This window comes from Cytobacillus sp. BC1816 (assembly GCF_051353635.1).
Lineage (GTDB): Bacteria > Bacillota > Bacilli > Bacillales > Cytobacillaceae > Cytobacillus > Cytobacillus oceanisediminis_C.
On record NZ_CP195611.1, the window covers coordinates 1,473,683 to 1,500,429 of the forward strand.

Sequence of the window (26,747 nt, forward strand, 5' to 3'; positions counted from 1 at the left end):
GCAAAATGAATGAGCAGTTTATCAAAGAAGATGGTTCAGCAGGAGGGAAGGCCATCCTACACAACCGGGGATTATTTAAAATTTTTAATTCCTTCTCTGGTCGGGGTTTTACTATTTATGGTACCGATTCAAGGAGCTGATGGAATTACAATCCCAGTTGCTTATTTAGCAAATCAAATTAATGGATTACTGGGAGATTCCATACCTTCAATTACTGTTTTTATCATGGCGCTTTCAGTAATTGGCTCACTGATAGCAGTAATTTTTAAACCGGGCTTTATCTTGGACAGCCCATATCTGAACAAATTACTGAATGTGAGCAAGTTTTGGGTGGCAGCCCGTTTACTTGGAACAGTTTTTGCTATTATTACATTATTTGAGTTCGGTCTGGAACCGATATATTCAGAGAATACGGGTGCGCTCTTAATCTATGATTTAATTCCAATACTATTTACTACATTTCTCCTGGCAGGTTTATTGCTGCCGCTTCTATTAAATTTCGGTCTCCTCGAATTTTTTGGTGCATTATTGATTAAAGTTATGAGGCCAGTTTTTAAACTGCCCGGGCGTTCTTCGCTTGATTGTCTGGCATCGTGGGTAGGTGACGGGACAATTGGAGTCCTGTTAACGACAAAACAATACGAAGAAGGCTATTATACAAAGCGGGAGGCAGCAGTGGTGGCAACAACCTTCTCAGTTGTTTCCATTACTTTTACGATTGTAATTATTCAATATTTAAACTTAGAGCAATATTTCATTCATTACTATTTAACGATTATCCTGGCTGGTTTGGTGGCAGCTATAGTAATGCCTCGAATACCGCCTTTATCAAGGAAAGCGGATACGGCATATGAAGGGACAGAGCTTAAGGCGGAAACAAATATCCCTTCACATACTACATCTGTTAAATGGGGATTCAATAATGCTATTAAGAAAGCGCGTACAAATAATAGTGCAGCCGCTGTTGTAAAAGAAGGTGTTGAAAATGTTTTGGACATGTGGATGGGTGTTCTGCCAATTGTTATGGCGATTGGAACGGTTGCCCTGGTAATAGCTGAATTTACACCTGCTTTTACTATTCTTGGCAAGCCGTTTGAACCAATCCTCGCCCTGATGCAAATTCCGGAGGCGGCAGAAGCAGCTCAGACAATGGTGGTGGGATTTGCAGATATGTTCCTGCCAGCTGTCATCGGCAGCGGCATTGAAAGTGAAATGACAAGATTTATTATTGCCTGTGTCTCCGTAACACAGCTGGTATACATGTCTGAAATGGGCGGCCTGCTATTAGGTTCAAATCTGCCTGTCAGCATTAAGGATTTAATTCTAATTTTCCTTCTGCGCACTATGATAACACTGCCAATAGTAGCAGCTGTGGCTCATATTATTTTTTAAAACTTTATTGCATTCATAAAAAAGGCAGCATAGAGGCCGGAAAGTCTTTGGATATTCATGGAAAGGGGAAGGTTATGAAGCAAGAAGCATTAACATCACTGGCAATTAAAAACCTTCACACAGTTAAGGACCTTGAAGCTGTATACGAACTTGAAACCCGCATATGGAGTGTGGAAGAAGCTGTGCCGGTTAATCATACGGTGGCAACGGTTAAAAATGGCGGGTTTGTCTTGGGAGCTTTCCTGGAAGAGGAACTGATCGGCTTTCAATACAGCTTTCCTGGCTTTGACGGCACAAGGATATATCTTTGCTCTCACAGCCTTGGGGTTCAAGCGGAGTACCGGGCGTTCGGGATTGGAGAAAAGCTGAAAAATGCTCAAAAAAAGACAGCGCTTGAGAAAGGCTATGATCTGATTTCGTGGACATATGACCCGCTTGAGACGGTTAATGCTAATCTCAATCTGCATAAACTCGGAGCGGTATGCACTCAATATATCGAAAATGCTTATGGTGAAATGTCAGACCATATGAATGCAGGCATACCATCTGACCGATTTGTAGTGGAGTGGCGAATTAAAGGGGAATGTCCTGAACGTCAATGGTCTGAAGAGGTTCTGCCGAAGGCATTGGAAACAGGTATGTCGGATGGCTTTTATTTTCCTGAAAATACACAGTTGTTTCATGAAAATGAAAAAATTCTTATCCCGGTTCCAGGGGATTTTCAGGATATTAAAAAGCGGGATTTTGAATTGGCTTTGAAATGGAGAGAGAGCACGAAAGAAGTATTCATTCATTATCTCAGCAAAGGCTGGATTGTAACGGATTTGATAAGGGACATAACGGCGGAAAACCAATACTTATATCTCTTGGAAAAAGAAAAGGGATACTGCTAGGAGACTGGGAATATGGACATTAAAAGCGTCGTTTTAAGGCACGTCAAAATGGAGCTGCTGAATCCATTTACAACAAGTGTCGGAACGGAAGTGGATAAGGACTTTATTCTGGTAGAAGTAAAGTCAAAAAGCGGAGAGTCAGGCTGGGCTGAATCGGTTTCCATTATGGAGCCTATTTACAATGAAGAAACAGTTAAAACAAATTGGCATATAATGAGTGATCATTTAATACCGATCCTTTTTGCATCAGAAATTCGGCACCCTGATGATGTTTCAGAGGCATTCAGGCCTATCAGGGGAAACTTTAATGCTAAAGCAGCGCTGGAGGGTGCTGTCTGGGACCTTTATGCCCGGGAGAAGGGGATATCTCTCGCAAAAGCTTTAGGTGGAGTAAAGGAAAAAATAGAAGTGGGCGTAAGTGTGGGCATACAGGAGTCAGAAGTAAAGATGCTCAAGCAAATTGAAGGTTATGTAAATGAAGGCTATCGGCGGATTAAGGTGAAAATCAAGCCCGGCTGGGATGTGCACATTTTAAAATCCATCCGTGCCCAATTTCCTGAAATACAGCTTATGGCTGATGCCAATTGTGCCTATACACTTAATGATATTGATCATCTACAAAGGATGGAGGAGTTTAATCTAATGATGATTGAACAGCCTTTAGATCATGATGATATTATCGACCATGCCAAACTTCAAAGTCATCTTAAAACGCCAATTTGCCTTGACGAAAGTATACATACCTTTGAGGATGCAAGAAAAGCGATTGAGCTTGGAAGCTGCAGAATCATAAATCTTAAAATCGGCCGTGTTGGAGGACTGACAGAGTCCAAAAGAATTCACGACCTTTGCGAAGATCATGATATTCCGATGTGGTGTGGCGGAATGCTTGAAGCTGGAATAGGCCGTGCGCACAATATTGCCATTACTTCACTGTCCAATTTCACGCTTCCTGGAGATACGGCCCCATCATCCCACTACTGGAAGGAAGATATCATCCGTCCTGAAGTCATTATGGAAGATGGATTTATATTTGTGCCTCAAAGGCCTGGAATAGGGTATGAACCTAATCGTTCTAAAATGGAGGATGTCACCCTTTATAGCCGTACTTATTCAAAATAATGACATGCATAGCTGCGCCAGGGGGAACTCTGGCGGTTTTTTTATGTTGAAAATTGCATTAGGGCCCGCTTTAATTTGTGATTCATATCACCGAAAGATATTCCGCCTTTTGATAAACTGAATGAAAAATTCTAAATATTGAAATATAAGGGGTGTGGAGTTTGAAGGTAAAACGGCTGGCATTTTTAACAATTGTCATTACCTATTTTCTAATTGTATTCGGAGGGTATGTGGCATCTTCGGAGTCGGGCATGGGATGCGGGCCGGAATGGCCTTTATGCAATGGTAAGGTAATCCCGATATTAGAAGGGGATACCTTAATTGAGTTTGCTCACAGGGTCATCGGTGCAGTACTTGGAATAATGACGGCGGTGTTGTATTTTAGTATTCAAAAGTCAAATCCGGTGCGAGAACTTGATATAGTTTCGAAGGTGCTGATGCTGCTTTTACTAATTCAAATTTTACTGGGGGCTGCTGTCGTTTGGCTGGATTTGCCTGCTGTAGTTGTCTCTGTTCACCTGATGGTGGCAATGCTTTTCCTGGCTGCGCTAATCTGGATCTGGCGCAATGCTGGTGAACAGCGATCACTTGCTGTATTCAGAAAACAAAAGAGTTTCCAAAAAAATTTTAATGGATTGCTGATTGTGACTCTTCTTACATTATTCCTTGGTGCGTATATTAAGCATCAATCATTAGGATTGTCCTGTGGATGGCTTGAATGTGCAAATGGTTTAATGCCTGTATCCATATCTGGGATGATCCAGACCGGACACAGGATTCTAGCTGGAGTTCTGGCATTCTACATACTTATTCTTACATATCTATCATTTAAAAATAAATGTGAGGCTGGGCTGCAGAATCGGCTTATGGCTGCCTCCTTGCTTGTTTTAACCCAAATCATTATTGGAGTTCTTACCATTATAAGTTACATTGAATTATCCTGGGCAGTTCTCCACCTTGCTTTTGGGACAGCGTTGTTTGCAATTGTTTTTGAGGCAAGAGTATTTGTGTCACAATCAGGAGGGGTAAACAGTACATGGAAAATAACCCGTAATCAGAAGTATTTTGTAAATTCAGAATGAATAATAACCACCCAAAAAAAGGCAGTCAAGTGACGTGCCTTTTTTTGGGTGTGACGGTTTATTTTTGCAGATCTTTTTTTGTTATTTCGCTTCTGATATTTGCCTCTCTTGAAAACTCCGTATCCTGTTTTTGGTTTTTAGGATATTTGTTTTTTCTTTCGCGGTTATCATTTTTGTTGGTCATAGGTATGCCTCCGTTGGTAATTCAGCTTTTGAGTGAAAGTATTTTATTAATAACCGGCCCATGGGCAGGGCCGGTTAAGTCCAGCAAAAAACATCCTCTACTGATTTTGCTGGTTTTTAAGCTGCTGTTCTGCCATTGCGACAAGGCGCTTTGTCATCTCCCCGCCGACAGAACCGTTTGCTCGTGCGGTCGTATCAGCACCAAGCTGAACTCCAAACTCATTGGCGATCTCCTGTTTCATTTGATCCAATACATTTTCTGCACCGGGTACCAAAAGTTTGTTTCTTGCCATGATACAACACTCCCGACGATTATTTGAGCAAATTAATGCTCGTTTTTAACTTAACCGATTAATGAAAGACAGATGCAACTATAAAATTTCCAATCATTTTAATCTAATAGTAAGATTAATGTTAGATAATATAACATAAAAATTATAAATTTTCTAAAAAAAAGATTGACTTATGTAAAATTTAGAGTAAAATAAGGATTAAATTTCAAGATGTTAGATAATATAACATCATTTTTGTATTAATTATTACATTGTAAACAATAATAGGGAGGAATGACAATTGGATGCCACATTTTTAATGAACAGCCTGTGGGTTATGCTGGGAGCAATTTTAGTCATTTTTATGCTTGGCGGTTTTATTATGCTGGAAGCCGGTTCTACCCGGATGAAAAATGCGGGGCATATTGCAGGAAAAACGATCTTTACCTTTGGTTTATCATCATTAGTGTTTTGGGCAGTGGGCTTTGGCTTCATATTTGGCGATAATGCAAATATCCTGGTCGGGCTTACAAATTTCTTTTACTCAGGTGCTGAACTTGAGGGAATGGGCTTATCATCTTCGGTATTCTTCGTATTCCAGCTGGCATTTGCCGGTATTGCCATCACGATTGCACTAGGCGGATTTGCTGAACGTGCAAAACTATCCGTTTACCTCATTTTCACCGTATTATTTTCCGCAATTGTTTATCCTGTGGTTGCACATTGGATTTGGGGAGGGGGCTGGCTTGCAGAACACGGCAAGCAGGACTTTGCCGGGTCAACGGTTGTTCACTTAACAGGTGCTATGGCAGCCTTGGCCGCTACTATTTTACTTAAGCCCCGAATTGGAAAGTTCAACAAGGACGGTTCGGCTAACAATATCTATGGCCATAACCAAGTATATACAGCCCTGGGTGTGCTGATCCTGTGGGTTGGCTGGTTCGGTTTTAACGCTGGCAGTACATTGACTGTGGAAGATGGGTTCTTTGGATTTGTAGCTCTTAATACAAATCTTGCTGCAGGAGCAGGCGCCGTATCAGCATTGATTATTTCCTGGGTAGTTATGGGGAAATCCGATGTGCCGACAATGCTCAATGGTGCTCTTGCAGGCCTTGTCGCTATTACAGCTTCCTGTGCATTTGTGGATACATGGGCGGCTGTTGTCATAGGGTTTGTAGCAGGGATCCTTGTTTTCTACAGTGTGCGTTTCTTTGAAAAGAGGAAAATTGATGATCCCATCTTTGCACTATCTGTCCACGGTGCAGCTGGGGTTTGGGGGACATTATCCACTGGATTCTTTGCAACACCTGAATTGGCATCAGTCGGAAAGCCTGGATTGTTTTATGGGGGCGGTTTTGAACAGCTGGGGGTTCAGTTCATGGGTGTAGCTGTATCCGGTCTTTATGCTTTTGCTGTATCCTTCATTATTTTGGCTGCTGCCAAGAAAGTATTGGGAGGACTTCGGGTAACAGAAGAAGAAGAAATTATGGGATTAGATTTAAGTGAACATGGAAGCTACGGATATCCGGAAGTCTTCATGGCTGAGGAAAACAAAAGTTTAAGCTCATAAGCAAGAATCGAGCTTTCTTTTAAAGGAAGTGCCTGAATGGAATCATCATTTAATTCTTATCAAACCCTAAAAAAGTGGAAAGAGGAACAGATAATAAAATATCGCTATGATGCCAGTGCTCTGAATGAATTTCACGACCTTATCATGAAAGATGTTATTAGCATAGCTTTGGAGCGATTGAAAATAGAAAGATCACCTTCATGGAAGTTTGCCTGGTTTACGATGGGGAGCGGCGGGCGAAAGGAACAGGGCTTTCTGAGTGACCAGGACCATGGATTGGTGTTTGAACCGGAAGAGGATGAAGCAGAAGCGTATTTTTTGCAGCTGGGGGAGGAAATTTCAAAAGGTTTGCATGCAGCTGGATATCCCTATTGCGAAGGGAATGTGATGAGTTCAAATCCGCTGTGGTGCAAGTCCATATCTAAATGGAAAAGACAGATCCAAGCATGGATGCAGGAGGAGAGTCTGCAGACGATAAGAAATCTCCACATTTTCTATGACAGCAGAGTGCTTGCAGGCGAGGAGGGATATATAGGTGAATTGAAGTCCATTATCCACATGAACATTCAAAAAAGACCTCATTTGCTGACCAGGATGATGGAGACCAGTATGCATATAAAAAAATCAGTTGGTCCATTCGGCCAGCTTCTGACAGAGGAAAAGGGGAGCCATCAAGGAGAGTTGGATCTAAAATATGCCGCATTTATACCATATGTAAATGCGGTTAGAATTCTTGCTGTCAAAGAAGGGGTATTGGAGACTTCCACTATTGCCCGAATGAGCAAGCTCAAAGAAATGGATGGCTATGATGAGGAAATGGGTAAATATACAAGTAATTTTGCTGCTTTGTTAAAATGGAGACTTCAGTCTTACAGGCAAACAGATGCTTATGATGATACCCACTACATTCAGCTGAAATCCTTATCAAAATCTGAAAGAAATGAATTGAAAAATATTTTAAAGGATGGCAAAAAGCTTCATCAGTTTGTGATCAGGGCCATTGAAAAGGGTGCAGGTTGATGGGATTCCATCCTTTTGTTCAATTTGTCAGAGGTATTCAAGGTAAACTTCAAACGAATATTTTTGGTGGGATGAATGGTCAAAATCCGCAGCAAATGGCTTTTATAAGGCAAATGCAGAGGGAACTGGAGAATACCGATTCTATGGCTATTCCATTCGGAAATTTGAATGTGGCTGTCTTTGATATTGAAACAACTGGATTTTATCCGGATAAAGGGGATCAGATTATATCGATTGGTGCGGTTAAAATTATTAAAGGGAAAGTCAGTGAAGACAGTTTTTATTCACTTGTCCGTTTTGAAAAGCCACTTTCAAACGAAATTAAGGAGCTGACGGGTTTATCTGAAGCTGTTTTAGAAAAAGCTCCTCCACTCTCAGAAGTGTTGATTAGCTTCCTTGAATTTGTGAAGGATATGCCGCTTGTAGCCCATCATGCGAATCACGAAAAAAGCTTTATGCAGCACAGCTGCTGGAAGCTATTCCGTACGCCATTCAAGTATAGGATATTAGATACTTCTTTCCTTTACAGAATAGCTGATCCTAATAAATCATTCTGGAGATTAGAAGACCTTTGTGAATTTTATAGCATCCCTGTTAAAGACCGACATCATGCGCTGGGGGATGCAAAGCTTACAGCTCTCTTATGGTGCCGATTGATCGAGGAAGTTCATAAATTAGGATGCTCCAACTTAAAAGAGGTTTACGAACGTATAGCAAGGTTTAACTAAGAAGAAAATGGCCTAACACTGCCAAAGTTTGCGTGTAAATCAATAGATAAGTTAAAGCCCCAATCACTATGAGATTGGGGCAAATTTGTTATTCCTAAGGCTCACAGCAAAAAGCACAATGTTCTCCCTTAGAATTCCCCGTCAAAAGGAGTAAAAGGGATGTTAAGTCTATTCTCAACTGCTCTTAGCCTTTGGTTCAGCCGATTAAGCCTTCGTGTATGGCGGTCAACGGTCTGGTTCAGCATTTTAACCTGGTCAGCCAAATTTACCAGCTGCCTGTTCAGCCGTGTAATCTCTCTGGATTGGTCCTGATTTTGCCTTTCTAAAGCTGTAACCCTTCTTTCGAGCTGCTGTGGCTGTCTGTCAGAATCATATTGTTCGAACTGCTGAAATTCATATTCAGGGGTGAAGTGGGCTGCTGGCTGAGGAAGATAACCTTGATAATAGCCATATGGATACATTGGGCACTCTCCTTATATGCAAAAATCCTAAAACTCCTTATACTTTATGCATAAATGGGCGGAGAGACACGGCAAATGCCTATTTTAATTGCCTGCTGCTAATTTGTGATCGGTATCATCATAGAAGGGAGGGTCTTTAAACAGCCGCATCTGTTTTTACATGAAGGGGGGGACGCCTTTGCTGATTTCTGAAACAAGGGAAGTGAGTGATTGCATCTGCTGGTCATCGAGGTCAAAAGCAATTTTGATCTTATTTTCAAGATCAGCTGTTACTCTTCTCTTGCCTACCTCAACCAGAGCTATTAGAGAGAAGCTGCAGCTGACAACTCTTGCGAAATCACGCTGTGTCATGTTATAGCTTTTTCTGATTAGCTTAATAATTTCTTTGTTCATTCATATTCATCCTTTAAAAATTCTCCCTATTTTATCAGGGCAAGATTTTTTTAGTCTTATAGCTATTAAATTAGCATTGTGCTATAGGTTTGTCAAAGTAATTTAATTACAATGGAAAAGCAGGTTAATAGATTGGCTGCAGGTATAATTACTAAAATAAGGGGATAAAAAGGAGTTTGAAGGGAGCTTTGCGTGTTGAATATACTTTGGGATTTTGACGGCACTTTGTTTGATACATACCCAGCTTACACAGCGATTTTCAGGGAAGTAATGGGGGATGAAAAGATCTCGGAAGATGAGATTTTTTGGCAGTTAAAGGTTTCATTCAGCGATGCATTTGAACATTTCAGCTTAAATGATGAACAAATTAAAGCAATCAGGAAGATGGCGAGACAGCTCCAGCCCGAAGATTTAACGCCTTTTCCTGGGGTTGAGCATGTATTAAAGCAGGCTGATAAGAATGTTATTATGACTCATAAGGAAAGAGATGATGTTCTATCTATATTGAAGTTCCATAATTTAGATGGATACTTTACCGATATGGTAGCAGGAGATGACGGCTATCCCCGCAAGCCTCACACCGCTTCATATGAATTTCTGCATGAGAAGCATAAAGTGGATTTAGCAATTGGAGACAGGGAAATAGACATTCTGCCGGCAAAGGACCTTGGCATAAGGACTTGCCTCTTTCAGAATAATACTCCAGGAGCAGATTACTATTTGAGTCACTATAGGGATTTTAATAAGATAATAAAATAGAGCATTCATAGAAAATATGCTACTGGCTAATATGATGGAAGCATACAATAAAAGACGCCTGGCACGTTATTCGATGCCAGGCGTCTTGGTTTATAAATCAAGTGTTCTTGTAGAATTTTCCTTTATGTTCATCAGTGTTATTTTATCCGGGTTAATTTCAAGAACAATTAAATTGGAATCGTTTGGACCATCGAACCATGGTTCCATATTTTCATTCCATAGTTTTTCTTTTAAATCATCCGAATCATTAATAGAAGCAGTTCCTTCAATTTCTACATAGGAATCACCAAACCCTTCACCTTCATATCCTGCTAAGATATGAACGTTTGGGTTAGCTTTAATTTCATCTGCTTTATCTGTCTGAATGCTGGTGGGTGTAAACAAGGTAAGATTATCGTTAAAAAATGTCATGTAGCGCGAATATGGTTTGTTGTTTTTTACGGTAGAAAGGGTGCCTATTTTGCTGTTTTCCAATACATTCATGATTTCTTCCTTTAGGTTATTTTGACTCATACTATCCTGCCTTTCTTATGTCCTTGTTCCATCGTCATATTTATCGCCAAACAGCTTTTTCTTTTTTATCGTTTCAAAGTCAGCTTTGTACTTTTCCTCTGTAGAAGAGCTGCTCTTAATTTTTGAGCCGTTTTTTTCTTCTTCTTTTTCCTGTTTTAAGTCTTCCACTGGGATAGGATCTACATTCTTCTCACTTTCATACTTGTCAAATAAACTTTCTTTTTCGGTTTTATATTGTTCGGGGTTATCCATCTTTCCATCCTGAATGTTTTTGTCAGCCATTTTAGACATCCTCCTTAATTCCGCTGTTCTTCCTGAGGTTTTTCAGGCTCTCTTTGGGGCTCAATATCTTTGTTGTCTTCTTTCTTTTTTTCTTGTTCTATAGAATTATTTTTTTCTGACTTGTATTTATCTGCCATCGTAAAAAACCTCCTTTAACTGTTAGTATTCATTACCCGCTTCATGAAGAGTAAAACGTAACGGGACAGATATCCAGAGTGCGGGGCTAACCGAAAAGAAAGACAGACAACAACTGAAATCTGAAAAAAGGGGATTGAGCTGAAGGTTATCAGCCAATTAAAAAATGCACCTTCACTCTTGTGAATGAGGTGCATTTTTACAGTTAAGCCGCTGTTAAGCTGGTACTATTTTTGCCAAGCTGTCTATGTTTTATTATCTGGTAAACATACCACACTGCAATTGCAAGTGTAATGACTGAACCGATAATCATCGACAATTGATAATCCATCTGAAAGCCTTCGGGTGCATAGAAAATATACGTGGATACTACACCAGTCATAAACAATGCAGGCACACCGCAAATCCAGTGAAATTTCTTATTTTTCAAGAGATACATCGTGGCGGTCCAAAGCATGACTGCAGCTGTAACCTGATTTGTCCACCCAACATATCTCCATAAGAAAGAGTAATCGATTGTTGCAAGGTATAAAGTTGGAAGAGCCACTGGCAAAGTGGTGATGACAACCTTCCATCTTCCATCTATTTTCATAAAAGAGGACAGCGATTCAGCCAGCATCATTCTTGAAGAGCGGAGAGCTGTATCACCGGTTGTAATCGGGAGAATAATAACGCCAAAAATAGCAAGTATCCCACCGAATGTACCTAGGAGGCTGCTCGAGATTTCATTAACAACTCCAGCTGGGCCTCCAGCAGCTAAGGCTTCCTGCAGACCTCCTGTTCCCCCGAAAAAGGTCATGCCCGCTGCAGCCCAGATTAAAGCGATTATTCCTTCTCCAATCATTGCTCCATAGAATACCTTTCTTCCGTCGCTTTCCTTTTTCAGTGTGCGTGAGACAATCGGACTTTGTGTTGAATGAAATCCAGAAATGGCACCACAGGAAATGGTGACCATCAGTAAAGGCCAGATAGGAAGCTCTCCGGGATGATAGTTAGAAAGCGTTACATTCGGTATGGATTTTTCGCTGAAAAGCAATGCGACTGCAATGGATACAGCCATAAAAATTAAAATTGCTCCGAGAAAAGGATAAATTTTTCCGATAATCCGATTTACAGGCAATACAGCTGCCAGGATAAAGTAAGCAAAAATAATGAACAATGAAGCCATAAAACTTAATGGTGTTAAGCTGGAAATAAGCTGTGCGGGTCCAGCGGTAAATGCAGCGGCAACCAGTACCATTAAGAGAATAGAAAAAATATTAATGGCTGTTTTGGCCGGTTTTCCTAAATATCTGCCAACAATAGAGGGAAATTGCTCACCTTTATGCCTCAAAGAGAGCATCCCTGAAAAATAATCATGAACGGCACCGGCAAAAATGGAACCGGCCACTATCCAGATAAAAGCAACTGGTCCATATAAAGCCCCCATGATAGCACCGAAAATCGGCCCCAGTCCTGCAATATTCAATAATTGGATCAGGCTGCCTTTCCACCAGCTCATTGGAGCATAGTCCATTCCGTCATTTTCTGTGTATGCCGGTGTTGGGATACTGTCATTTATACCAAAGATTTTCTCTACTAATTTCGAATAAGTGGCATATCCTGCCACCAGCAAAACCATCGATCCTAAAAAAGTCACCATGTAATATGCCTCCTGTTGTAAATGAATTGTATGTAAAGTCTGAAACTTATGAATATGTGGAATATTGTACAAGCAAAATAGAAGGAAAAGCAAGTCTATTTCAGAAAAAAGATATTTTCCGATAATAAATAACGCTTACATTTTTCAGAGAGTAAAAAAAGAGAAGAAAAATAATGAAGGAACCCTCCTGCAAAAGAAACCATAAGCTACTATAAGTTCATTTGAAGGGGGGAAGACAATGATTATCCTTTCGAATAATCAAAATAAACCGGGGGCTTCCAGCTTTTTTGGTGTTCAGCGTGAAATTTATCTGGCCCTGGAGAGCAGTCCGGAGACTCATCAATATGATTCAATGCATGAACTGCTGTTTGATATCCTTCTAAGGGAGAATATCATCAAAGCAGCCAGACAGCTTTATGCGAGCCGGGTTGAATTTGCACCCTTTAACACATCACGTTTCAATCCGCGCATATGGAGAGGGACAAAATATGGATACCTGCTCGATCCATCCGTTTTACCGTCAGATGCGATTATGGATGTGTTTACGAACAGCTGGGAATATGCTTTTGAATGTACAACAGCCATTGTGCTGATTTTTTATAAAGCTGTCTTGGACTCCATCTCTGTCAGCCGCTTCAATACATTATTTCAGGGGCTTCTTGTATGGGACTGGAATTATGATTATGATCTATCGATTGTTACAAAAAGAGGCAGGAATTTCATACCAGGTGATGTCGTTTATTTTTATAATCCTGACTATGATCATCCAGTTTGGACAGGTGAGAATTCCGTTTATTTGGGAGGAGGCATGTTCTTTGGTCATGGGGTTGGCATGGAAAGTGAAGCAGGGATGATAAGAGCTCTTAATACGTTAAGAAAACCTGGTGCTACAAGAGATGCTTATCTTATTTCGCAGCACAGCCGGTTGAATGTGAAGTATTTATCCCAGTTTGCAAAGCGGCCATTGTCTATCGTTTAATACGGAAGTAAGCTGGCATTTCAATAGGGTGAATCGCTTATTTTCAGAAAGCCATTCACCCAAATTTATCCTCAATTCTAGTATATTAAGACGATTTTCCCGTTCCCCCGTTATTTGTGTCCTTTAGAGGGCATATTTCCTGTAAATGTGGGAAAACAAAAGATAATGAATATAGATATATACACCAAATTACTTGTTGTTTAAACATTAAAGGAGACAGAAATATGAAATTATCCCAGGTTATTAAGTGCCTAAAGGATAGCGGGGAGATGGATGTTTTTACAAACGACCCTGAAATTAGAGGGGTAGAAATGGATTCACGCAAAGTAGGGAAAGGAAGCCTTTTTGTTGCGATAAAAGGCTTTCAGACAGATGGACATCATTTTATTGGACAAGCTGTTGAAAATGGGGCGGCTGCCGTGGTGGGTGAAGAAGCCCTTGAATTGAATGTGCCATATATACAAGTAACGGATAGCAGAACCAGTCTGGGGAAGCTGGCAAGCTGTTTTTATGATCGGCCATCAAGGAAACATAAAATAATTGGCATAACAGGAACTAACGGGAAAACGACCACTGCCTATATATTAAAGCATATCTTGGAGGCTGCAGGCAGGACATGCTCCCTCCTGGGAACTGTTTCCAACATTATTAATAACAAGGAATATAAGACCAGCAATACTACACCAGATGCTTTACAGATCCAAAAAATGCTGAGTAAAAGCCTTGATGAGTTTGTTGTTATGGAGATTTCTTCTCATGCGCTGGAACAATCAAGAACTGAAGGTCTGGAATTAGACTACGGGCTATTTACTAATCTGGCTCATGACCATCTTGATTATCATGAAAATATGGATCAGTATTTTCATGATAAAAAGAAAATCTTCACCTTGTTAAAAGACGGCGGTAAAGGAGTTATAAATTTCTATAATTCATGGGGAGAAAAAATGGCAGAGGATCTTCAAAAAGAAAAGATTCCTTTGATTATGCTTGGTGATGAAAAGTTCTGTTCAATAAAAGACGTTGCTATTAATGGGAGAACAGTATTTATTTTGGAGATGAAAGGCCAGTCTTTTGAAATTGAATTTCCTCTTCCGGGACACCATAATGTCTATAATGCAGCAATGGCTTTTATGACAGGCTTTGATCTGGGGATAGACCCTGCAGATATAATTAAGGCCCTGGCTGCATTCCCGGGCATACCGGGCCGCTTTGAAACGATTATCCACCCTTTAGGAGCTAAGTTCGTTGTGGATTATGCACATACAGTGGATGCGTTTGAATATTGCCTGGAAGCAGCAAGGGAACAGGGAGCGGAAAGAATCTCTCAAATCTATGGATTCCGCGGCGGCAGAGATCAATCTAAACGCATGGACATGATTAAGGCATCCGCAAAATACTGCCATAAATTTTACTTAACGGCTGATGATTTAAATGATGAATCTGAGGATGAGATGATAAGCCAATTGCAACGGCTGAATAAAGAATTTGGATGCGGAAAGGGTGAAGTGATTCCCGACCGTACTTTGGCTATCCAGAAGGCATGGCGGGAAGCCAGGGAGAATGACTGGATTTTTATCACGGGAAAGGGGCCGGAAGCTTATCAAAAGCCATTTGCTCTTCCGGCTGAAAGTGATTTGGAAACCCTGAATTTGCTCCTGGAATCTGGAAGAAAACAGGCGGTGCTATAAGAGAAGCGGAAGTGCCTTGCCCTGTGGCAACGTCTGCATGACGCCCATCCTCCCAAAAGCTGCCGCTTTTGGTCGTGCGATGAATAAGCTGGCGAAGTCATCCTTTTCCTGGGAGCCTCACCTCGAGGGGCAGGCTGCTTGTGCTAGACAGTTATCGACCTTCGGAATTTTATATATACTTCCTCATCTCTCAAAACAAAGGATGCAGACCCTCATCGGTCTGCATCCTTTTTGTTATTCAATAAGATCTAAATAATCGGCCACAATCCCATCCAGTGGATAATGCTTCAATTTTTCTGCTTCTTTCCTGGAACGCACAGTCCAGGCGATTGCTTTCATGCCATTTGAGTGAATCAGATCGATCACGCGTTTGTTAACCACAGTCCATTTGGGGTTCAGGTAACTGGCATATTTGGCAATATTTTTAATCTCAACAGTGTCAGGCGGATAGTTAATTAAGATGGCGACAGGGATTTCCGGCACCAATTCATGGAATCTTTTCATTGATTCGGTTTCGAATGACTGCACAATAATATGGTCGTCCCCTTTTGTGTGAAAATTTCTTTTCTTTAGTTCCTCTGCAATCATTTGTTCAATGCCAGGGTATAGGGACGGTTTTTTTAATTCAATTAAAAGCCCGACTCGATCTGCATATTTGTCTAAAACCTCTGCAAAAGAAGGGATGCAGGCACCGCGGAATTTTTGGGAAAACCAGCTTCCGGCATCCATCTTTCTAAGCTCATCAAAGGTAAAATCGGACACCTTGCCTTTATGGTCAGTTGTACGGTCGACAAGTGAATCGTGAATCACAACAATCTTTCCATCCTTGCTTAATTGGACATCAATTTCCAGATAATCTGCACCCATTTCGATCGCGCGGTCATATGAAGGGAATGTATTTTCAGGACAGTAGCCGGCTGCTCCCCGATGTCCGATTCTTTTCATTTTGTGAGTGGTGCTTGTCATTTTCTTTATGCCGAAAAATGAAATAACTGTAGCTAAAGCTGTAAAAAAAACATTTTTCATTACCTTCAAAGTCATTTCTCCTCGCCATTTTTTGCTCATCTTAAAGGATTTGAAAACATTTTGTCAACTGCAGAGGATTTCTTCAAAATAAAATGACTCTGCCCTCGGGATGAGGAACAGAGTATCTTATCTCTGTTTATTCCCATTCTTCATAAACAATAGTACCGCCAGTCAAATCCAGTGTATTTCTTTCTCCCTTATAAAAAAGCTTTCCATCTTCTTTAACAACCAAGTTCTCATATGTAAATACACTCTTTCCGGAAGGAAGCTGGATAATAATTTTCTCACCTAGTTCTTTTTTAGGGGCTTCTATAGTAATGAGACTTTGAGAATAAAAATATAATGCTGTAAAGACAGCAAAAAAGCCCAATAGGACAATTGTCATCAGCATAAATTTGCTCTTTGGCTTCTCTATGTTCAATTCAGATCTTGTCATGTTCCCTATCCCTCCGCTAACTAGATATATTCGTCTATTCCACCAATTTTCGGCATTTAATCCCCCGTGGCGAATGTTAATCCCAAAATAAGGTATGCAGAAATAGAGATGAAAATGACAAAAATGGGCTGAAAGTTAGACAAGCTGAACAAATTGAAGTATGAATATGGAAAAAAACTGCGAAAATTGAAACAATTACAGGTTTTTGTCCGTATATAAATTAATCCGTTAAGAGAAAAGGGAAAGGAGGCATGGGATAGAACAGCTGGACAATAAAATATGGATAGGGTGCATGTAATGGAACTATTTGGTTTTCCTATTCACACAATATATCTCTTCACACTTGTTTTTTCGGGCATCTTAATTATTTTGTATGTGTTTTTTGGAGATATTGCTGACGGAATTGCGGAGGGAAGCTTTCTAAATCCTGTACTGATTCTTGCATTTATCACTTTTCTTTCCGCTGCAGGCTATATCTTTGAAATGACAACCTCTCTTAATAGCGTGGTCATTCTCTTGATAGGAGCTGGAATAGCAGGACTGCTGGATATAATGCTGAATATTTTTGTTCTTATACCATTATCAACTGCTGAAGAATCTCTCGTTTACACAGATGAATCCTTAAGGGGAAGATTAGGTACGGTATTAATTCCTATACCAGAGAATGGTTTCGGTGAGGTTTTGATTGAAAATATTAGCGGGAGAATTTCCAAGCCTGCTCTAAGCTATGAAAATACGTTCATAGCAGAAGGCAGCAATGTGCTGATCGTTGAAGTGGAAAATGGAGTTATTAAAGTTATCGATTATAAAGAATTATAGACAGGGGGACATAAAATGATAATGATTTGGGTTGTAATTGGAATTGCAGCATTTTTGCTAATTGCGCTGCTTGGTGTGTTCATTACAAAATATCGGACTGCAGGGCCAGATGAAGCGTTGATCGTAACAGGAAGTTATTTGGGCAGCAAAAATGTCCATGTGGACGAATCAGGAAATAAGATAAAAATAATCCGAGGCGGAGGAACATTTGTACTGCCGGTCTTTCAGCAGGCAGAGCCATTGAGTCTCCTTTCTAGCAAACTGGAGGTTACCACTCCTGAAGTATATACCGAACAGGGAGTTCCTGTTATGGCAGATGGTACTGCGATCATAAAAATTGGAGGGAGTATTGGAGAAATTGCTACTGCTGCAGAACAATTCCTTGGTAAATCAAAGGAAGATCGTGAAAATGAAGCGAAAGAAGTTCTTGAGGGGCATTTACGATCAATTCTGGGTTCTATGACAGTCGAAGAAATATACAAAAATAGGGATAAATTTTCCCAAGAGGTTCAAAGGGTTGCTTCACAGGATTTGGCTAAGATGGGCCTGATCATCGTTTCTTTCACAATCAAAGATGTCCGCGACAAAAATGGCTATTTGGACTCACTGGGAAGGCCAAGAATTGCCCAGGTAAAGCGGGATGCGGATATTGCCACAGCTGAAGCTGAAAAGGAAACCCGGATTAAACGGGCGGAAGCAGCCAAGGATGCCCAAAAGGCAGAACTTGAAAGAGCGACAGAAATAGCGGAAGCTGAGAAGGAAAATCAAATGAAAATGGCTGACTACAGAAGGGAACAGGATATTGCCAAAGCCCGGGCTGACCAGGCATATGACCTTGAGACAGCCAGGGCAAAGCAAGAAGTTACGGAGCATGAAATGCAAATCAGGATCATTGAACGCCAAAAGCAAATTGAGCTCGAAGAAAAAGAAATCTTAAGAAGAGAACGCCAATATGATTCCGAAGTGAAAAAGAAAGCTGATGCAGACAGGTACGCTGTTGAGCAGGCAGCTGAGGCTGAAAAGAAAAAGCAGATTGCCGAAGCGGATGCAAACCAATATCGAATTGAATCACAGGCCCGTGCTGAAGCAGAAAGAGTTAGGGCTGATGGGATGGCGAAGGCTGATTCACAGCGCGCTCAAGGTGAATCAGAAGCCGAAATCATCCGCCTCAGAGGACTAGCGGAAGCGGAGGCAAAGAGGAAAATCGCGGAAGCGTTTGAACAGTATGGCCAGGCGGCCATGATGGATATGGTCATTAACATGCTACCGGAATATGCGAAGCAGCTTGCAAGCCCACTATCAAATATTGATAAGATTACAGTGGTTGATACAGGAAGTGACAGCAATAATGGCGGGGCCAATAAAGTAACCGGTTATGCCACTAACCTGATGTCCACGATGCAGGAAAGCCTGAAAGCTTCGTCTGGCATAGACGTGAAGGAGCTGCTCCAAAATTTTTCTGGCAAAGGAAACGTCCGGCAAAGCCTGGAACAGCTGACTGAGGAAATTAAAGAAAAAGAACCCGTCCAATCCTCTAAAGGAATCCAAGCCACTCTCTCTCATAAAAAATAATGAAATTGCCTATTTTTCTCAAGGAAGATAGTCAGGAAATACTGTTATATCAACAAAAATCAGAAGCCTTCCCATGGAAGGCTTCTTTTTTGCGATAAAAACTGTGTATTCGTCTATCGCACAAATTGGGTGAATTGAATAGGATATATTGAATCAAACAAAGGAGGTAATTGACTATGTCAGACGGATGCGGATACGGCGGCGGTTTCGCCCTTTTAGTTGTATTGTTTATTTTACTGATTATTATCGGTGCTTCTTGGGGTTACGGTGGTTTCTAATAATAAAACATGGTGACATAGTTTATTAGTAAGGGAGGGGATTCTATAATGTATGGCTACGGATATGGCGGCTGTGGATATGGTGGAGCTGGATACGGCGGCGGTTTTGCGCTAATCGTTGTTCTGTTCATCTTGTTGATCATCGTAGGTGCTTCTTGCTTTAAGTGGTAATAGATTAAAAGAAAAGCAGGGGGACCTGCTTTTCTTTTGTATGCATATATATACCTTTGGATGTGAGTGCTGGAAGCCCCGGCAAATTCCGCTCGAAAATGGAAAATACCCGCGCGCAAAGAGTCTGTCTCCGCGCAATAATACAAGAAAGCGCGTGCAAAAGGAAAAGCACCGCCCAAAATAACCAAATACCCAGGCGTAAAAATCCGTCTCCGCATACAAAACCTGAAATCAGCCAGCAAATTCACCAATTGCAAACTCGTGTTTCCTAATAAGTCAAATAGGGAAAAGAAGCTGCATAAACGAAATTGGGAGGTTTGCAAAATGGATGAACTTAAAACACAGGATCGGGAAAATACGATGAGGGAAATATACTCCATATTGGAGGGCGGACTTCAGCGGAAAATGCATAAAAGCGAGTACAAGCTTGTTTCAGAATGGGTAAGCGGTTTTAATCTGGAGGAAAGAGCAACGATATTAAATATGCTTAAGGAGCTAACCAACAAGCATATCCGGATTGATTAATGAAAGCAGGCAGATGCTTGCATTCAAGCTGCCGATCATTTGCCTATTGACAAAAAAAGCCAGAAGCTTATATACTACAAGCAAAGAGTTTGAAAGGATGATTTAGGGGCATGAAGTTATAATCTTATTTTTTCTGGTATCTTTTTATATTTAAAAAGTTTAACCCGGAGAACATAGGATTAGTGTGCCTTTTTTAGTCATCCCGTATCGGAACGGATGTTTACTATATTTGTCTGTAAGCGGCAAATTTTATTTAGGCGCATGTTTTTTTATGTATTTGCACCATTTCCAATGATGGGTGCATAATCCTCTCCGGGTATGGGGAGGTTTTTTTATGTGTGCAAATAAACGTTTAATCGGCAATCAGAACAATAATAACCTGCCGATTCTCATGGCCAGGGATCTTCAAAAGTCATTCGGTGATAAAACGGTGTTTTCTAATTTGGCCTTCGATATTTATCAGCAGGACCGCATCGGCCTTGTTGGCTTAAATGGTACAGGTAAAACTACATTGGCCAATATATTGTTCGGCAGTATTCAAGCGGATAAAGGCACGATCGAGCGGATGAAGGAGCCATGCAGAATTGGCTACCTGCATCAGTCGGCAGATTATTCTGTCAGTGAAATTTCCGATTTTAACCAATATCACAATGAAAAGAATCTTCAGCAGGCAAGCAAACTTGGTCTTTCAAAACTCCATGAATGGGAACCGGATAGACTTGATTCTTTGAGCGGCGGCGAAAGACTGAAGCTTTCTTTGGCTAAAGTCTGGTCAACAAACCCGGATATGCTGATTTTGGATGAACCTACTAATCATTTGGATTTACAGGGCATCGAATGGCTCATTAGCGAAATCTGCAATTTCAGCGGCCCGGTTCTGATCATTTCCCATGACCGTCATTTCCTTGATCAGGCTGTCCGGAAAATTTTTGAATTGCAGGAAGGCATCCTCACCATTTATCAGGGTAATTACACAGACTACCGGGAGCAAAAACGGAAAGATTTTGATGATCGGCTTCATCAATTTAATGTTCAGCAGAAGGAGATCGAACGAATCGAAAACCAGATGTCCAATTTAAAAAAATGGTCTGAAAAAGCTCACAGGGACTCAACTAAAGGCGGAAGTCCTTCTGAGAATAGGCAGATGGGCTTTAAAGAATATCACAGAGTAAAAGCCAAAAAGATGGATCAGCAGATTAAGTCAAAAATGAAAAGGCTTCAGCAGGAGCTGGATAAAAATAAAGTTGAGAAGCCGGAAGAAGAGGCGAAAGTACATTTTCAATTTGATTCGTCAGGCAAAAGAGGGAAGAGAATCATCGAAGCTAAAAACCTCTCAAAAAGCTTTGGCGATCGGACTCTTTTCGAGGATAGCCAATTTTATATCAAGCATGGTGAAAAAATAGGGATTCTTGGAGCAAACGGGGCAGGCAAGACCACATTTATCCGTATGCTTTTAGATAAAGTACCACCTTCTGATGGAGAACTTTGGGTCAGCAGCACTTTAAAGATTGCTTATTTAAATCAGGATGTCAATGATTTGCCCTTAACAAAAAATGCCGTTGAGGCACTTGATCTCACCGATCGTATGATGATTTACAAGGCAAGGACCCTGTTAGCGAATTTGGGGATGAAGGAAGCAAAGTTAAATCAGCCGATTGAACAGCTTAGCATGGGAGAGCGAATCAGGGTCAAGCTTACAGACATGCTTTTAAAAGAATATGATGTGCTAATACTAGATGAGCCGACAAATCATTTGGATTTGCCGAGCAGGGAACAATTTGAAAAAACGCTCAAAGAATTTTCAGGGACGCTTATCATTATTTCTCATGATTTATACTTTTTGGAGAAGTTAAGCTCAAGGTTACTTGTATTTGAAGAAAATAAAATTACCAGATTTGAAATGGACCTGAAGGAATATCAGAAGAAATCCAGGACTTCCAAACAGGAAAAAGATCATGACTCCACCAAAGAGCAAATTATGGTTATTGATAACCGCATCAGTGCGATACTGGGAGAACTCAGCCTGCTTGTTCCGGGTGACAGCAAATATGCAGAATTGGATAAAGAGTTTAATGGCTTAATAACTAAAAAAAGAAAATTATTAAATCAATAAGTGCAAAAAGGCGGGCCCTTATAAAAATGGCCCGCCTTTTCATCTGATTTTTACTTCGTTTTAGTGCTGTTACTATTCTTTTTCGCATTAATCCACAGTTTGCCTTCTGCTGTCTTGCGAGTTTCATTGCCGTAGTCATCCGTTACTTTCACTTCGATTTCGGCACCAGGTGCCTTTACATTTGATGTGGCGGTATAGTAGCCGACATAATGGCCTGGGGAAGTTTCCATCATTGGAAGCTCAGTAGCGTTATTCAGCTGTCCCCCAGCATTTGTTAAAGGCATTCTGATGGCAAACGCCGCTTTTAACCCTGGTTCGCTATCAAATTCGATTTTTACCGATTCGCCTTTCTTAAGTTCCTTGTCTTCTGCAGGAAGAAGATTTTCTATGGCAGGAGCGGTGTATTTAGCATCGACCGTGATTGTTTTTTCTTCGGTGTTTTTCGCTTTATCCTGTGCTGTTACCGTAATGGTGTTTTCACCTTCATCCAGCAGGATGCGAAGGGTGTATTCACCATCTGTAATCTTTGCTGCCTGGCCGTTGACTTTAACCCAATCAAGGTTATCGTCTGAAACGGTTCCTTTAACAGTGACTGTTTCTTTGTTTGTTTTGGATTTATCTGCCGGACTTGTTATTGCCAATTCCGGCTTTGTTTTGTCATATATTACTTTTACAGGTTCAGAGGCATCGGTAGATCCTGACTCTGTAGATGCCTTCGCTGTAAGAGTATTTTCCCCTTCAGAAAGGGAAACTTCACTTGAGAATGTACCTTCCTCAGTTGTTTCTGATGATGCGACTTCTTCACCATTATTAAATACTTTTACAGTAGTTGTAGGGGCTGAAGTACCTTCAACTGTAACTTTCCCTTGGTTTGTGAAGCCTCCGTCAGCTGGAGAAGTGATGACTGGTGCAGTTACTTCATAGTTCACTGTGGCACGGATCATATAGTTTCCTTCATCCTCAGGAGCAGGAGACCATGCTCCGCCTACAAGCTGCCAGCTCCGTCCTGCATTTTCTCCATCCTCATCTGTACCAAGACCTGGAGCATTAGGATTCGGTGCTGATTGGATATATACCAGATAGAAGTCGCCATCTGTAACGATTCCTTCGTCACTAAGATCGACATGTGTCCATTCACCGTTTCTTAGGGCTGTTGCTTCAAATGGACCTGCCAGCTTTTTGCCAGGTGCTCCATCTGGTCCGCTTGCATCGTATACTTCTACTTTGAAGTCTGTTCCGCCCGGAGTCGGCCAGGTGGTATCCCAGAAGCGGAATAAACCGCCAGTAACCATCGCACTGTCATGGCCGGATGCAAGGGACATCTTAACTGCCCAGCCGTTGCCGGCATCGTAGAATGCACGTGCATTTTCAGCTGTACCATCATCATATCCGATTTCACCCGGGTATCCAATAAATGGCTTTAGCTCAATATTTTGCTCTAAAGAAGAGCCGCCTTCGATCGTGATGCTCTGCTCCTTGCTGTAGTAGGAAGGTGCCATAGCTTTTAAAGTGTATGTGCCTTCATAGGCTGTGATTGTATATTCACCGTTTTCATTTGTTGTTACTGGCTGTACTGCTGCATCTTCTATTAAAAGAAGCGCAGTATTTGCAACAGGCTCTCCAGTTGCTTCATTTGTCACAACACCTGTGATTGTCCCTTTTGGTATTTCCTCAAGGACGAAATTTGCAGTCGCTTCTCCATCCTGCGGGATATTTACGTTCTGCGTTTGAGAACGATAACCGTAAGCTTCCGCTTTTACAGTGAAATCCCCTGAAGCATGTGTCATTTCAAACGCTCCATTTTGAGGATTAGTAAATACGGACCTGCCTGATTCCAGCACACTTACTTCGGCAGTAAGCGGAAGCAGCATAGGCGCAGGCTGCTGCTGTTTATCATCATCTTTTGCAGGTGTATCCTTTTTAGGAACAATGCTATCCGGATTTACCTTTTCTTTCTTTAGTTCTGCAGAAGGTTTATCCTTGCTGATGCCAAGCTGAGCTTTACCTGCAGGTTCAACTGGAGAATCAGATAATTGGACATCATCGATATACCAGCCTTGCTTCTGTACTGATCCATCGGTAGTCACATTGAATGCTACATAAATTCTCTGTCCTGCATACGCACTTAAATCCACTTCTGCATTAACCCAGCCTGTTGTATTACCGTTTACGCGAAGAGCCTGTTCCCAGTTTTCCATGTCAGTTGAAACGAATACATGGCCGTAATCATAACGGTTTTCAAGCTCGTGCCATTGCTTGAACTGGAGGTAGGCATTGCCTTCCGGCAGGTCAATAGGAGGCATCTGCAGATTCATGTTTGCTCTATTTGCATAGTTGCCGTCAAGTTTAGTTGCATATACATTGTCCCCGGATGCTGCATTGCCAGGACCTGAAGATGGAACACCCCACTCCCAGCTGTTTTCCGGTCCATATGAAGTCCAGCCGGCCGGCTGTGATTCAAAGTCCTGAGAATAGCCGATGCTGATTCCAGGTCTTACCGCAACTTCATAGGAGTCAGTTTCAGTTAAATTTCCGCCAAAATCATTTACCTTCCATTTATAAGTTACGGAAGGCTCGGCGATGTCTTCTCCAGGAATAACTGCCTGGTAAGTACCTTCTTTATAGTTTCCAGCTGTTCTTTTGGCCTCAATGGCTGCCCAGCTGCCGTCAGCTTTTAAGTATTCAAGATCAACTCTTGTGACGCTTACATTATCTGATGCCGACAATTCAAGTGCCAGATCCATTCCTGTATATGTTTCCTGAGGTGCTTCGTGATTGGCTGCAGGAGCTTCTGAGTCATCTCCTTCTTTTGCAACCTGGCCTTTAATTTTTCCAAGGCCAGTCAGTACGGAAGAAACCGCATCGAAGGCATTGACGAGCCCATATCCAAAACCATTATTTGGCGTCTCAGGATAAGTACCATTTGTCAATGGAGTAGAGGTAGTCAGTAAAATTTCCTCCATCTCTTCAACAGTCAGACTTGAATCAACCTGGCGGAGCAGCGCGGCAACCGCAGAAACATGCGGGCCAGCCATGGAAGTTCCATTCCAGCCGCCTTCATATCCGCTTCCAGGAACTGAGGAACGAATGTTGACTCCGGGTGCAGATACATCAGGTTTAATCTCATCGTATGGTGACGGTCCCAGCAATGAGAAGCTGCCTAAACCATTATTAATGTCTGTCGCACCAGTTGCGAATGATTCCGGGTAGTTAGCCGGTGTAGCAACGGAACCAGGCCCGCCTGGATTAAACAAAGTTGTGTTTCCGGCAGAGAACTCTGGGAAAATTTCAGCTGCTCGCCATGCTTGAACCATTGGACGATACCACTCATCCAGCCCAGGTCCGCCGCCCCATGAATTGTTGACAACATCCGGAGCTTTTTCAGGATGAGGGTTTCCTTCAGCATCCTTTGGAGCTAGAATCCATTCACCTGCTTCAAGCAGATCTATATCAGTTCCGCCGCTTGCAGTGAAGGCTTTTACTGCAATCCACTTTGCACCAGGTGCAACCCCAATCTGATTGGCTCCATTTGGCTCGGAACCCACCATTGTTCCAGTTACGTGGGTACCATGTCCCTGATCATCATATGGTGCTGTCTGACCTGCAGTGGCATCAAACCAGCTGAATTCATGCGTTGGTGAATCGGGTTGTGCTGCGTTATAGCCCCGGTATTTTTCTTTTAACGCCGGGTGGTTCCACTGAACACCTGTATCAATGGACGCAACGACAGTACCCGAACCGTCGATTCCCATTTCCCATACAGCAGGAGCGCCGACACGGTCAATATTCCACTCGATTGAATTTGTTTTTGCTTGTGTTTTTAGAGTCTTTGCGGCTTCCTTTACTGGCTTATGAAGCTGTCTAGTTTCGTTTGGAAGGATTTTTTCTACTTCAGGGAACACGGCGATTTGTTCCATAACGTCCTTTGTAGCTGTTACTGCAATGGCGTTGACGATGTAGAAGGATTGAACATCTTTTGCCTTGCCGTCTTTTTCCTGCTTTTTAAGGAAATCTGTGACTTGGCCTTGAGTTTCAATAGCTGTAGATCTTAGTGAGGATAGGACTGCAGAACGTTTCATGTACTTGGATTTAGAGGCTGTCAGTTTTTGGGATGCAGCCGATTTTTGAGCTTTCTTGGCTGCTGCTGAAGTATCAGCTTGTTCTTTAAATTTTATCAGGAATGTTACTTTATCTTCTTTATCAAATTGTTTCAGCAATGAGCTGTTTATTTTGCTTTTTGCTGTCTGAGGTGCAGCTTCCTTAACTGAGGTATGCGGAGAGCTTTTACTTTCTGCTGATCCCATGCCCGGGAACATCAGCGGCAAAATCAAAAAAGCTGTCAGCATCACATAAAGAATGCGATTCAATGAGTTTCTTTTTCTTTTCAAAAAATTCCCTCCTTGTTTTGTTTAATTTCTTAAATAGTTTTCCGGCAGAATGAACTCGATCACCTCCTAAGGGTTTCTTCCAAAAATGGAAAACCCTTCCGTTAACAAGAACTTTAGCTGAAGAATCAGCTGGAGATTGTCGAAAAATGAAGTTTATTGCTGTGGAATGAATAAAATAGCTAGAAGGTTTTAGAGCATTCATAAGGTTACAGTCTTAAAGAATCAACTTAACCTGGTTATATCTAGATGAAAGGAATCATTTATACCCAGGAATATTGAAATAATAATAATTTTTGGAAAAAATA

Annotated in this window: 27 protein-coding genes; 16 read left to right on the top strand and 11 right to left on the bottom strand. The window is 41.4% G+C overall.

The window, feature by feature from the left end; genetic code table 11:
* Positions 1–9 precede the first annotated feature (9 nt).
* The 4 genes from ACR42H_RS07805 (at position 10) to ACR42H_RS07820 (ending at position 4,489) form a co-directional block, all read left to right on the top strand.
* On the top strand, positions 10–1,392 hold the full coding sequence (locus ACR42H_RS07805; RefSeq protein ID WP_436375405.1) for a YjiH family protein: 1,383 nt from the start codon (positions 10–12) through the stop codon (positions 1,390–1,392).
* A gap of 74 nt (positions 1,393–1,466) precedes the next feature.
* A complete protein-coding gene (locus ACR42H_RS07810) occupies positions 1,467–2,285 on the top strand; it encodes a GNAT family N-acetyltransferase (RefSeq protein WP_436375407.1) in 819 nt (272 codons plus the stop codon).
* Positions 2,286–2,297: 12 nt separating this feature from the next.
* Positions 2,298–3,407 carry an o-succinylbenzoate synthase gene (gene menC, locus ACR42H_RS07815; RefSeq protein ID WP_436375409.1) on the top strand — a complete coding sequence of 370 codons (1,110 nt, stop codon included), beginning with the start codon at positions 2,298–2,300 and terminating at the stop codon, positions 3,405–3,407.
* Positions 3,408–3,568: 161 nt separating this feature from the next.
* A complete protein-coding gene (locus tag ACR42H_RS07820) occupies positions 3,569–4,489 on the top strand; it encodes a COX15/CtaA family protein (protein WP_113883293.1) in 921 nt (306 codons plus the stop codon).
* A 58-nt stretch (positions 4,490–4,547) separates the two neighbouring features.
* Here the strand turns inward: ACR42H_RS07820 and ACR42H_RS07825 are convergent, their stop codons facing one another.
* Positions 4,548–4,673, bottom strand: a complete 126-nt coding sequence (locus ACR42H_RS07825; protein ID WP_258549822.1) for a hypothetical protein — start codon at positions 4,671–4,673, stop codon at positions 4,548–4,550.
* Between the two features lie 97 nt (positions 4,674–4,770).
* A complete protein-coding gene (locus ACR42H_RS07830; RefSeq protein ID WP_113883292.1) occupies positions 4,771–4,965 on the bottom strand; it encodes an alpha/beta-type small acid-soluble spore protein in 195 nt (64 codons plus the stop codon).
* A 280-nt stretch (positions 4,966–5,245) separates the two neighbouring features.
* On the opposite strand from ACR42H_RS07830, the gene ACR42H_RS07835 reads away from it, so the two are divergent.
* Genes ACR42H_RS07835 through ACR42H_RS07845 form a run of 3 tightly spaced genes read left to right on the top strand, consistent with a single transcriptional unit; the run spans position 5,246 to position 8,262 of the window.
* Positions 5,246–6,514, top strand: coding sequence for an ammonium transporter (locus ACR42H_RS07835; protein WP_436375412.1), 1,269 nt, complete (start codon positions 5,246–5,248; stop codon positions 6,512–6,514).
* A gap of 36 nt (positions 6,515–6,550) precedes the next feature.
* On the top strand, positions 6,551–7,534 hold the full coding sequence (locus ACR42H_RS07840) for a DUF294 nucleotidyltransferase-like domain-containing protein (protein ID WP_436375414.1): 984 nt from the start codon (positions 6,551–6,553) through the stop codon (positions 7,532–7,534).
* A complete protein-coding gene (locus ACR42H_RS07845; protein ID WP_436375416.1) occupies positions 7,534–8,262 on the top strand; it encodes an exonuclease domain-containing protein in 729 nt (242 codons plus the stop codon). The genes ACR42H_RS07840 and ACR42H_RS07845 overlap by 1 nt, the downstream gene beginning before the upstream one ends.
* Positions 8,263–8,390: 128 nt before the next feature.
* Here ACR42H_RS07845 and ACR42H_RS07850 read toward each other — a convergent pair whose 3' ends face one another.
* Complete coding sequence (locus tag ACR42H_RS07850; RefSeq protein WP_113883288.1) at positions 8,391–8,723, bottom strand: hypothetical protein; 333 nt, start codon at positions 8,721–8,723, stop codon at positions 8,391–8,393.
* Between the two features lie 156 nt (positions 8,724–8,879).
* The gene (locus tag ACR42H_RS07855; RefSeq protein WP_009331127.1) at positions 8,880–9,116 is read right to left on the bottom strand and encodes a helix-turn-helix domain-containing protein; all 237 of its coding nucleotides are present in this window, start codon (positions 9,114–9,116) and stop codon (positions 8,880–8,882) included.
* 195 nt (positions 9,117–9,311) lie between these two features.
* Here ACR42H_RS07855 and ACR42H_RS07860 point away from each other — a divergent pair, with 195 nt between their 5' ends.
* Positions 9,312–9,875 (top strand): HAD hydrolase-like protein, encoded by a 564-nt coding sequence (locus ACR42H_RS07860; RefSeq protein ID WP_113883287.1) that lies wholly within the window; start codon positions 9,312–9,314, stop codon positions 9,873–9,875.
* 90 nt (positions 9,876–9,965) lie between these two features.
* Here ACR42H_RS07860 and ACR42H_RS07865 read toward each other — a convergent pair whose 3' ends face one another.
* The 4 genes from ACR42H_RS07865 to ACR42H_RS07880 all read right to left on the bottom strand — a co-directional run bounded on the left by ACR42H_RS07865 (position 9,966) and on the right by ACR42H_RS07880 (position 12,447).
* The gene (locus ACR42H_RS07865; RefSeq protein ID WP_113883286.1) at positions 9,966–10,388 is read right to left on the bottom strand and encodes a pyridoxamine 5'-phosphate oxidase family protein; all 423 of its coding nucleotides are present in this window, start codon (positions 10,386–10,388) and stop codon (positions 9,966–9,968) included.
* A gap of 15 nt (positions 10,389–10,403) precedes the next feature.
* On the bottom strand, positions 10,404–10,670 hold the full coding sequence (locus ACR42H_RS07870) for a hypothetical protein (RefSeq protein ID WP_113883285.1): 267 nt from the start codon (positions 10,668–10,670) through the stop codon (positions 10,404–10,406).
* A 14-nt stretch (positions 10,671–10,684) separates the two neighbouring features.
* Positions 10,685–10,807 (bottom strand): 3-methyladenine DNA glycosylase, encoded by a 123-nt coding sequence (locus tag ACR42H_RS07875; RefSeq protein ID WP_436375420.1) that lies wholly within the window; start codon positions 10,805–10,807, stop codon positions 10,685–10,687.
* 203 nt (positions 10,808–11,010) lie between these two features.
* Positions 11,011–12,447, bottom strand: coding sequence for a carbon starvation CstA family protein (locus tag ACR42H_RS07880; RefSeq protein WP_436375422.1), 1,437 nt, complete (start codon positions 12,445–12,447; stop codon positions 11,011–11,013).
* A gap of 238 nt (positions 12,448–12,685) precedes the next feature.
* Here ACR42H_RS07880 and ACR42H_RS07885 point away from each other — a divergent pair, with 238 nt between their 5' ends.
* Both ACR42H_RS07885 and ACR42H_RS07890 read left to right on the top strand, forming a co-directional pair.
* Positions 12,686–13,426, top strand: coding sequence for a protein-glutamine gamma-glutamyltransferase (locus ACR42H_RS07885; RefSeq protein ID WP_436375424.1), 741 nt, complete (start codon positions 12,686–12,688; stop codon positions 13,424–13,426).
* Between the two features lie 224 nt (positions 13,427–13,650).
* Positions 13,651–15,114, top strand: a complete 1,464-nt coding sequence (locus ACR42H_RS07890; RefSeq protein WP_113883281.1) for a UDP-N-acetylmuramoyl-L-alanyl-D-glutamate--2,6-diaminopimelate ligase — start codon at positions 13,651–13,653, stop codon at positions 15,112–15,114.
* A gap of 234 nt (positions 15,115–15,348) precedes the next feature.
* On the opposite strand, the gene ACR42H_RS07895 is transcribed toward ACR42H_RS07890, so the two are convergent.
* Positions 15,349–16,155, bottom strand: coding sequence for a glycerophosphodiester phosphodiesterase (locus ACR42H_RS07895; RefSeq protein ID WP_436376874.1), 807 nt, complete (start codon positions 16,153–16,155; stop codon positions 15,349–15,351).
* Between the two features lie 121 nt (positions 16,156–16,276).
* Positions 16,277–16,576, bottom strand: a complete 300-nt coding sequence (locus ACR42H_RS07900) for a hypothetical protein (protein WP_436375426.1) — start codon at positions 16,574–16,576, stop codon at positions 16,277–16,279.
* 297 nt (positions 16,577–16,873) lie between these two features.
* Between ACR42H_RS07900 and ACR42H_RS07905 the strand changes: the two genes are divergently transcribed.
* The 6 genes from ACR42H_RS07905 to abc-f all read left to right on the top strand — a co-directional run bounded on the left by ACR42H_RS07905 (position 16,874) and on the right by abc-f (position 22,054).
* Positions 16,874–17,395 (top strand): hypothetical protein, encoded by a 522-nt coding sequence (locus ACR42H_RS07905; RefSeq protein WP_113883556.1) that lies wholly within the window; start codon positions 16,874–16,876, stop codon positions 17,393–17,395.
* Between the two features lie 15 nt (positions 17,396–17,410).
* On the top strand, positions 17,411–18,967 hold the full coding sequence (locus ACR42H_RS07910; protein ID WP_113883278.1) for a flotillin family protein: 1,557 nt from the start codon (positions 17,411–17,413) through the stop codon (positions 18,965–18,967).
* Positions 18,968–19,143: 176 nt separating this feature from the next.
* The gene (locus ACR42H_RS07915; RefSeq protein ID WP_019381583.1) at positions 19,144–19,245 is read left to right on the top strand and encodes a YjcZ family sporulation protein; all 102 of its coding nucleotides are present in this window, start codon (positions 19,144–19,146) and stop codon (positions 19,243–19,245) included.
* 48 nt (positions 19,246–19,293) lie between these two features.
* A complete protein-coding gene (locus ACR42H_RS07920) occupies positions 19,294–19,416 on the top strand; it encodes a YjcZ family sporulation protein (RefSeq protein ID WP_076256871.1) in 123 nt (40 codons plus the stop codon).
* 324 nt (positions 19,417–19,740) lie between these two features.
* Entirely contained in the window at positions 19,741–19,941 is a 201-nt protein-coding gene (locus tag ACR42H_RS07925; protein ID WP_113883277.1) for a hypothetical protein, read from the top strand.
* 334 nt (positions 19,942–20,275) lie between these two features.
* A complete protein-coding gene (gene abc-f / locus ACR42H_RS07930) occupies positions 20,276–22,054 on the top strand; it encodes a ribosomal protection-like ABC-F family protein (RefSeq protein ID WP_436375429.1) in 1,779 nt (592 codons plus the stop codon).
* A gap of 50 nt (positions 22,055–22,104) precedes the next feature.
* Here the strand turns inward: abc-f and ACR42H_RS07935 are convergent, their stop codons facing one another.
* Positions 22,105–26,442, bottom strand: coding sequence for a S8 family serine peptidase (locus tag ACR42H_RS07935; protein WP_436375431.1), 4,338 nt, complete (start codon positions 26,440–26,442; stop codon positions 22,105–22,107).
* Positions 26,443–26,747: the final 305 nt, after the last annotated feature.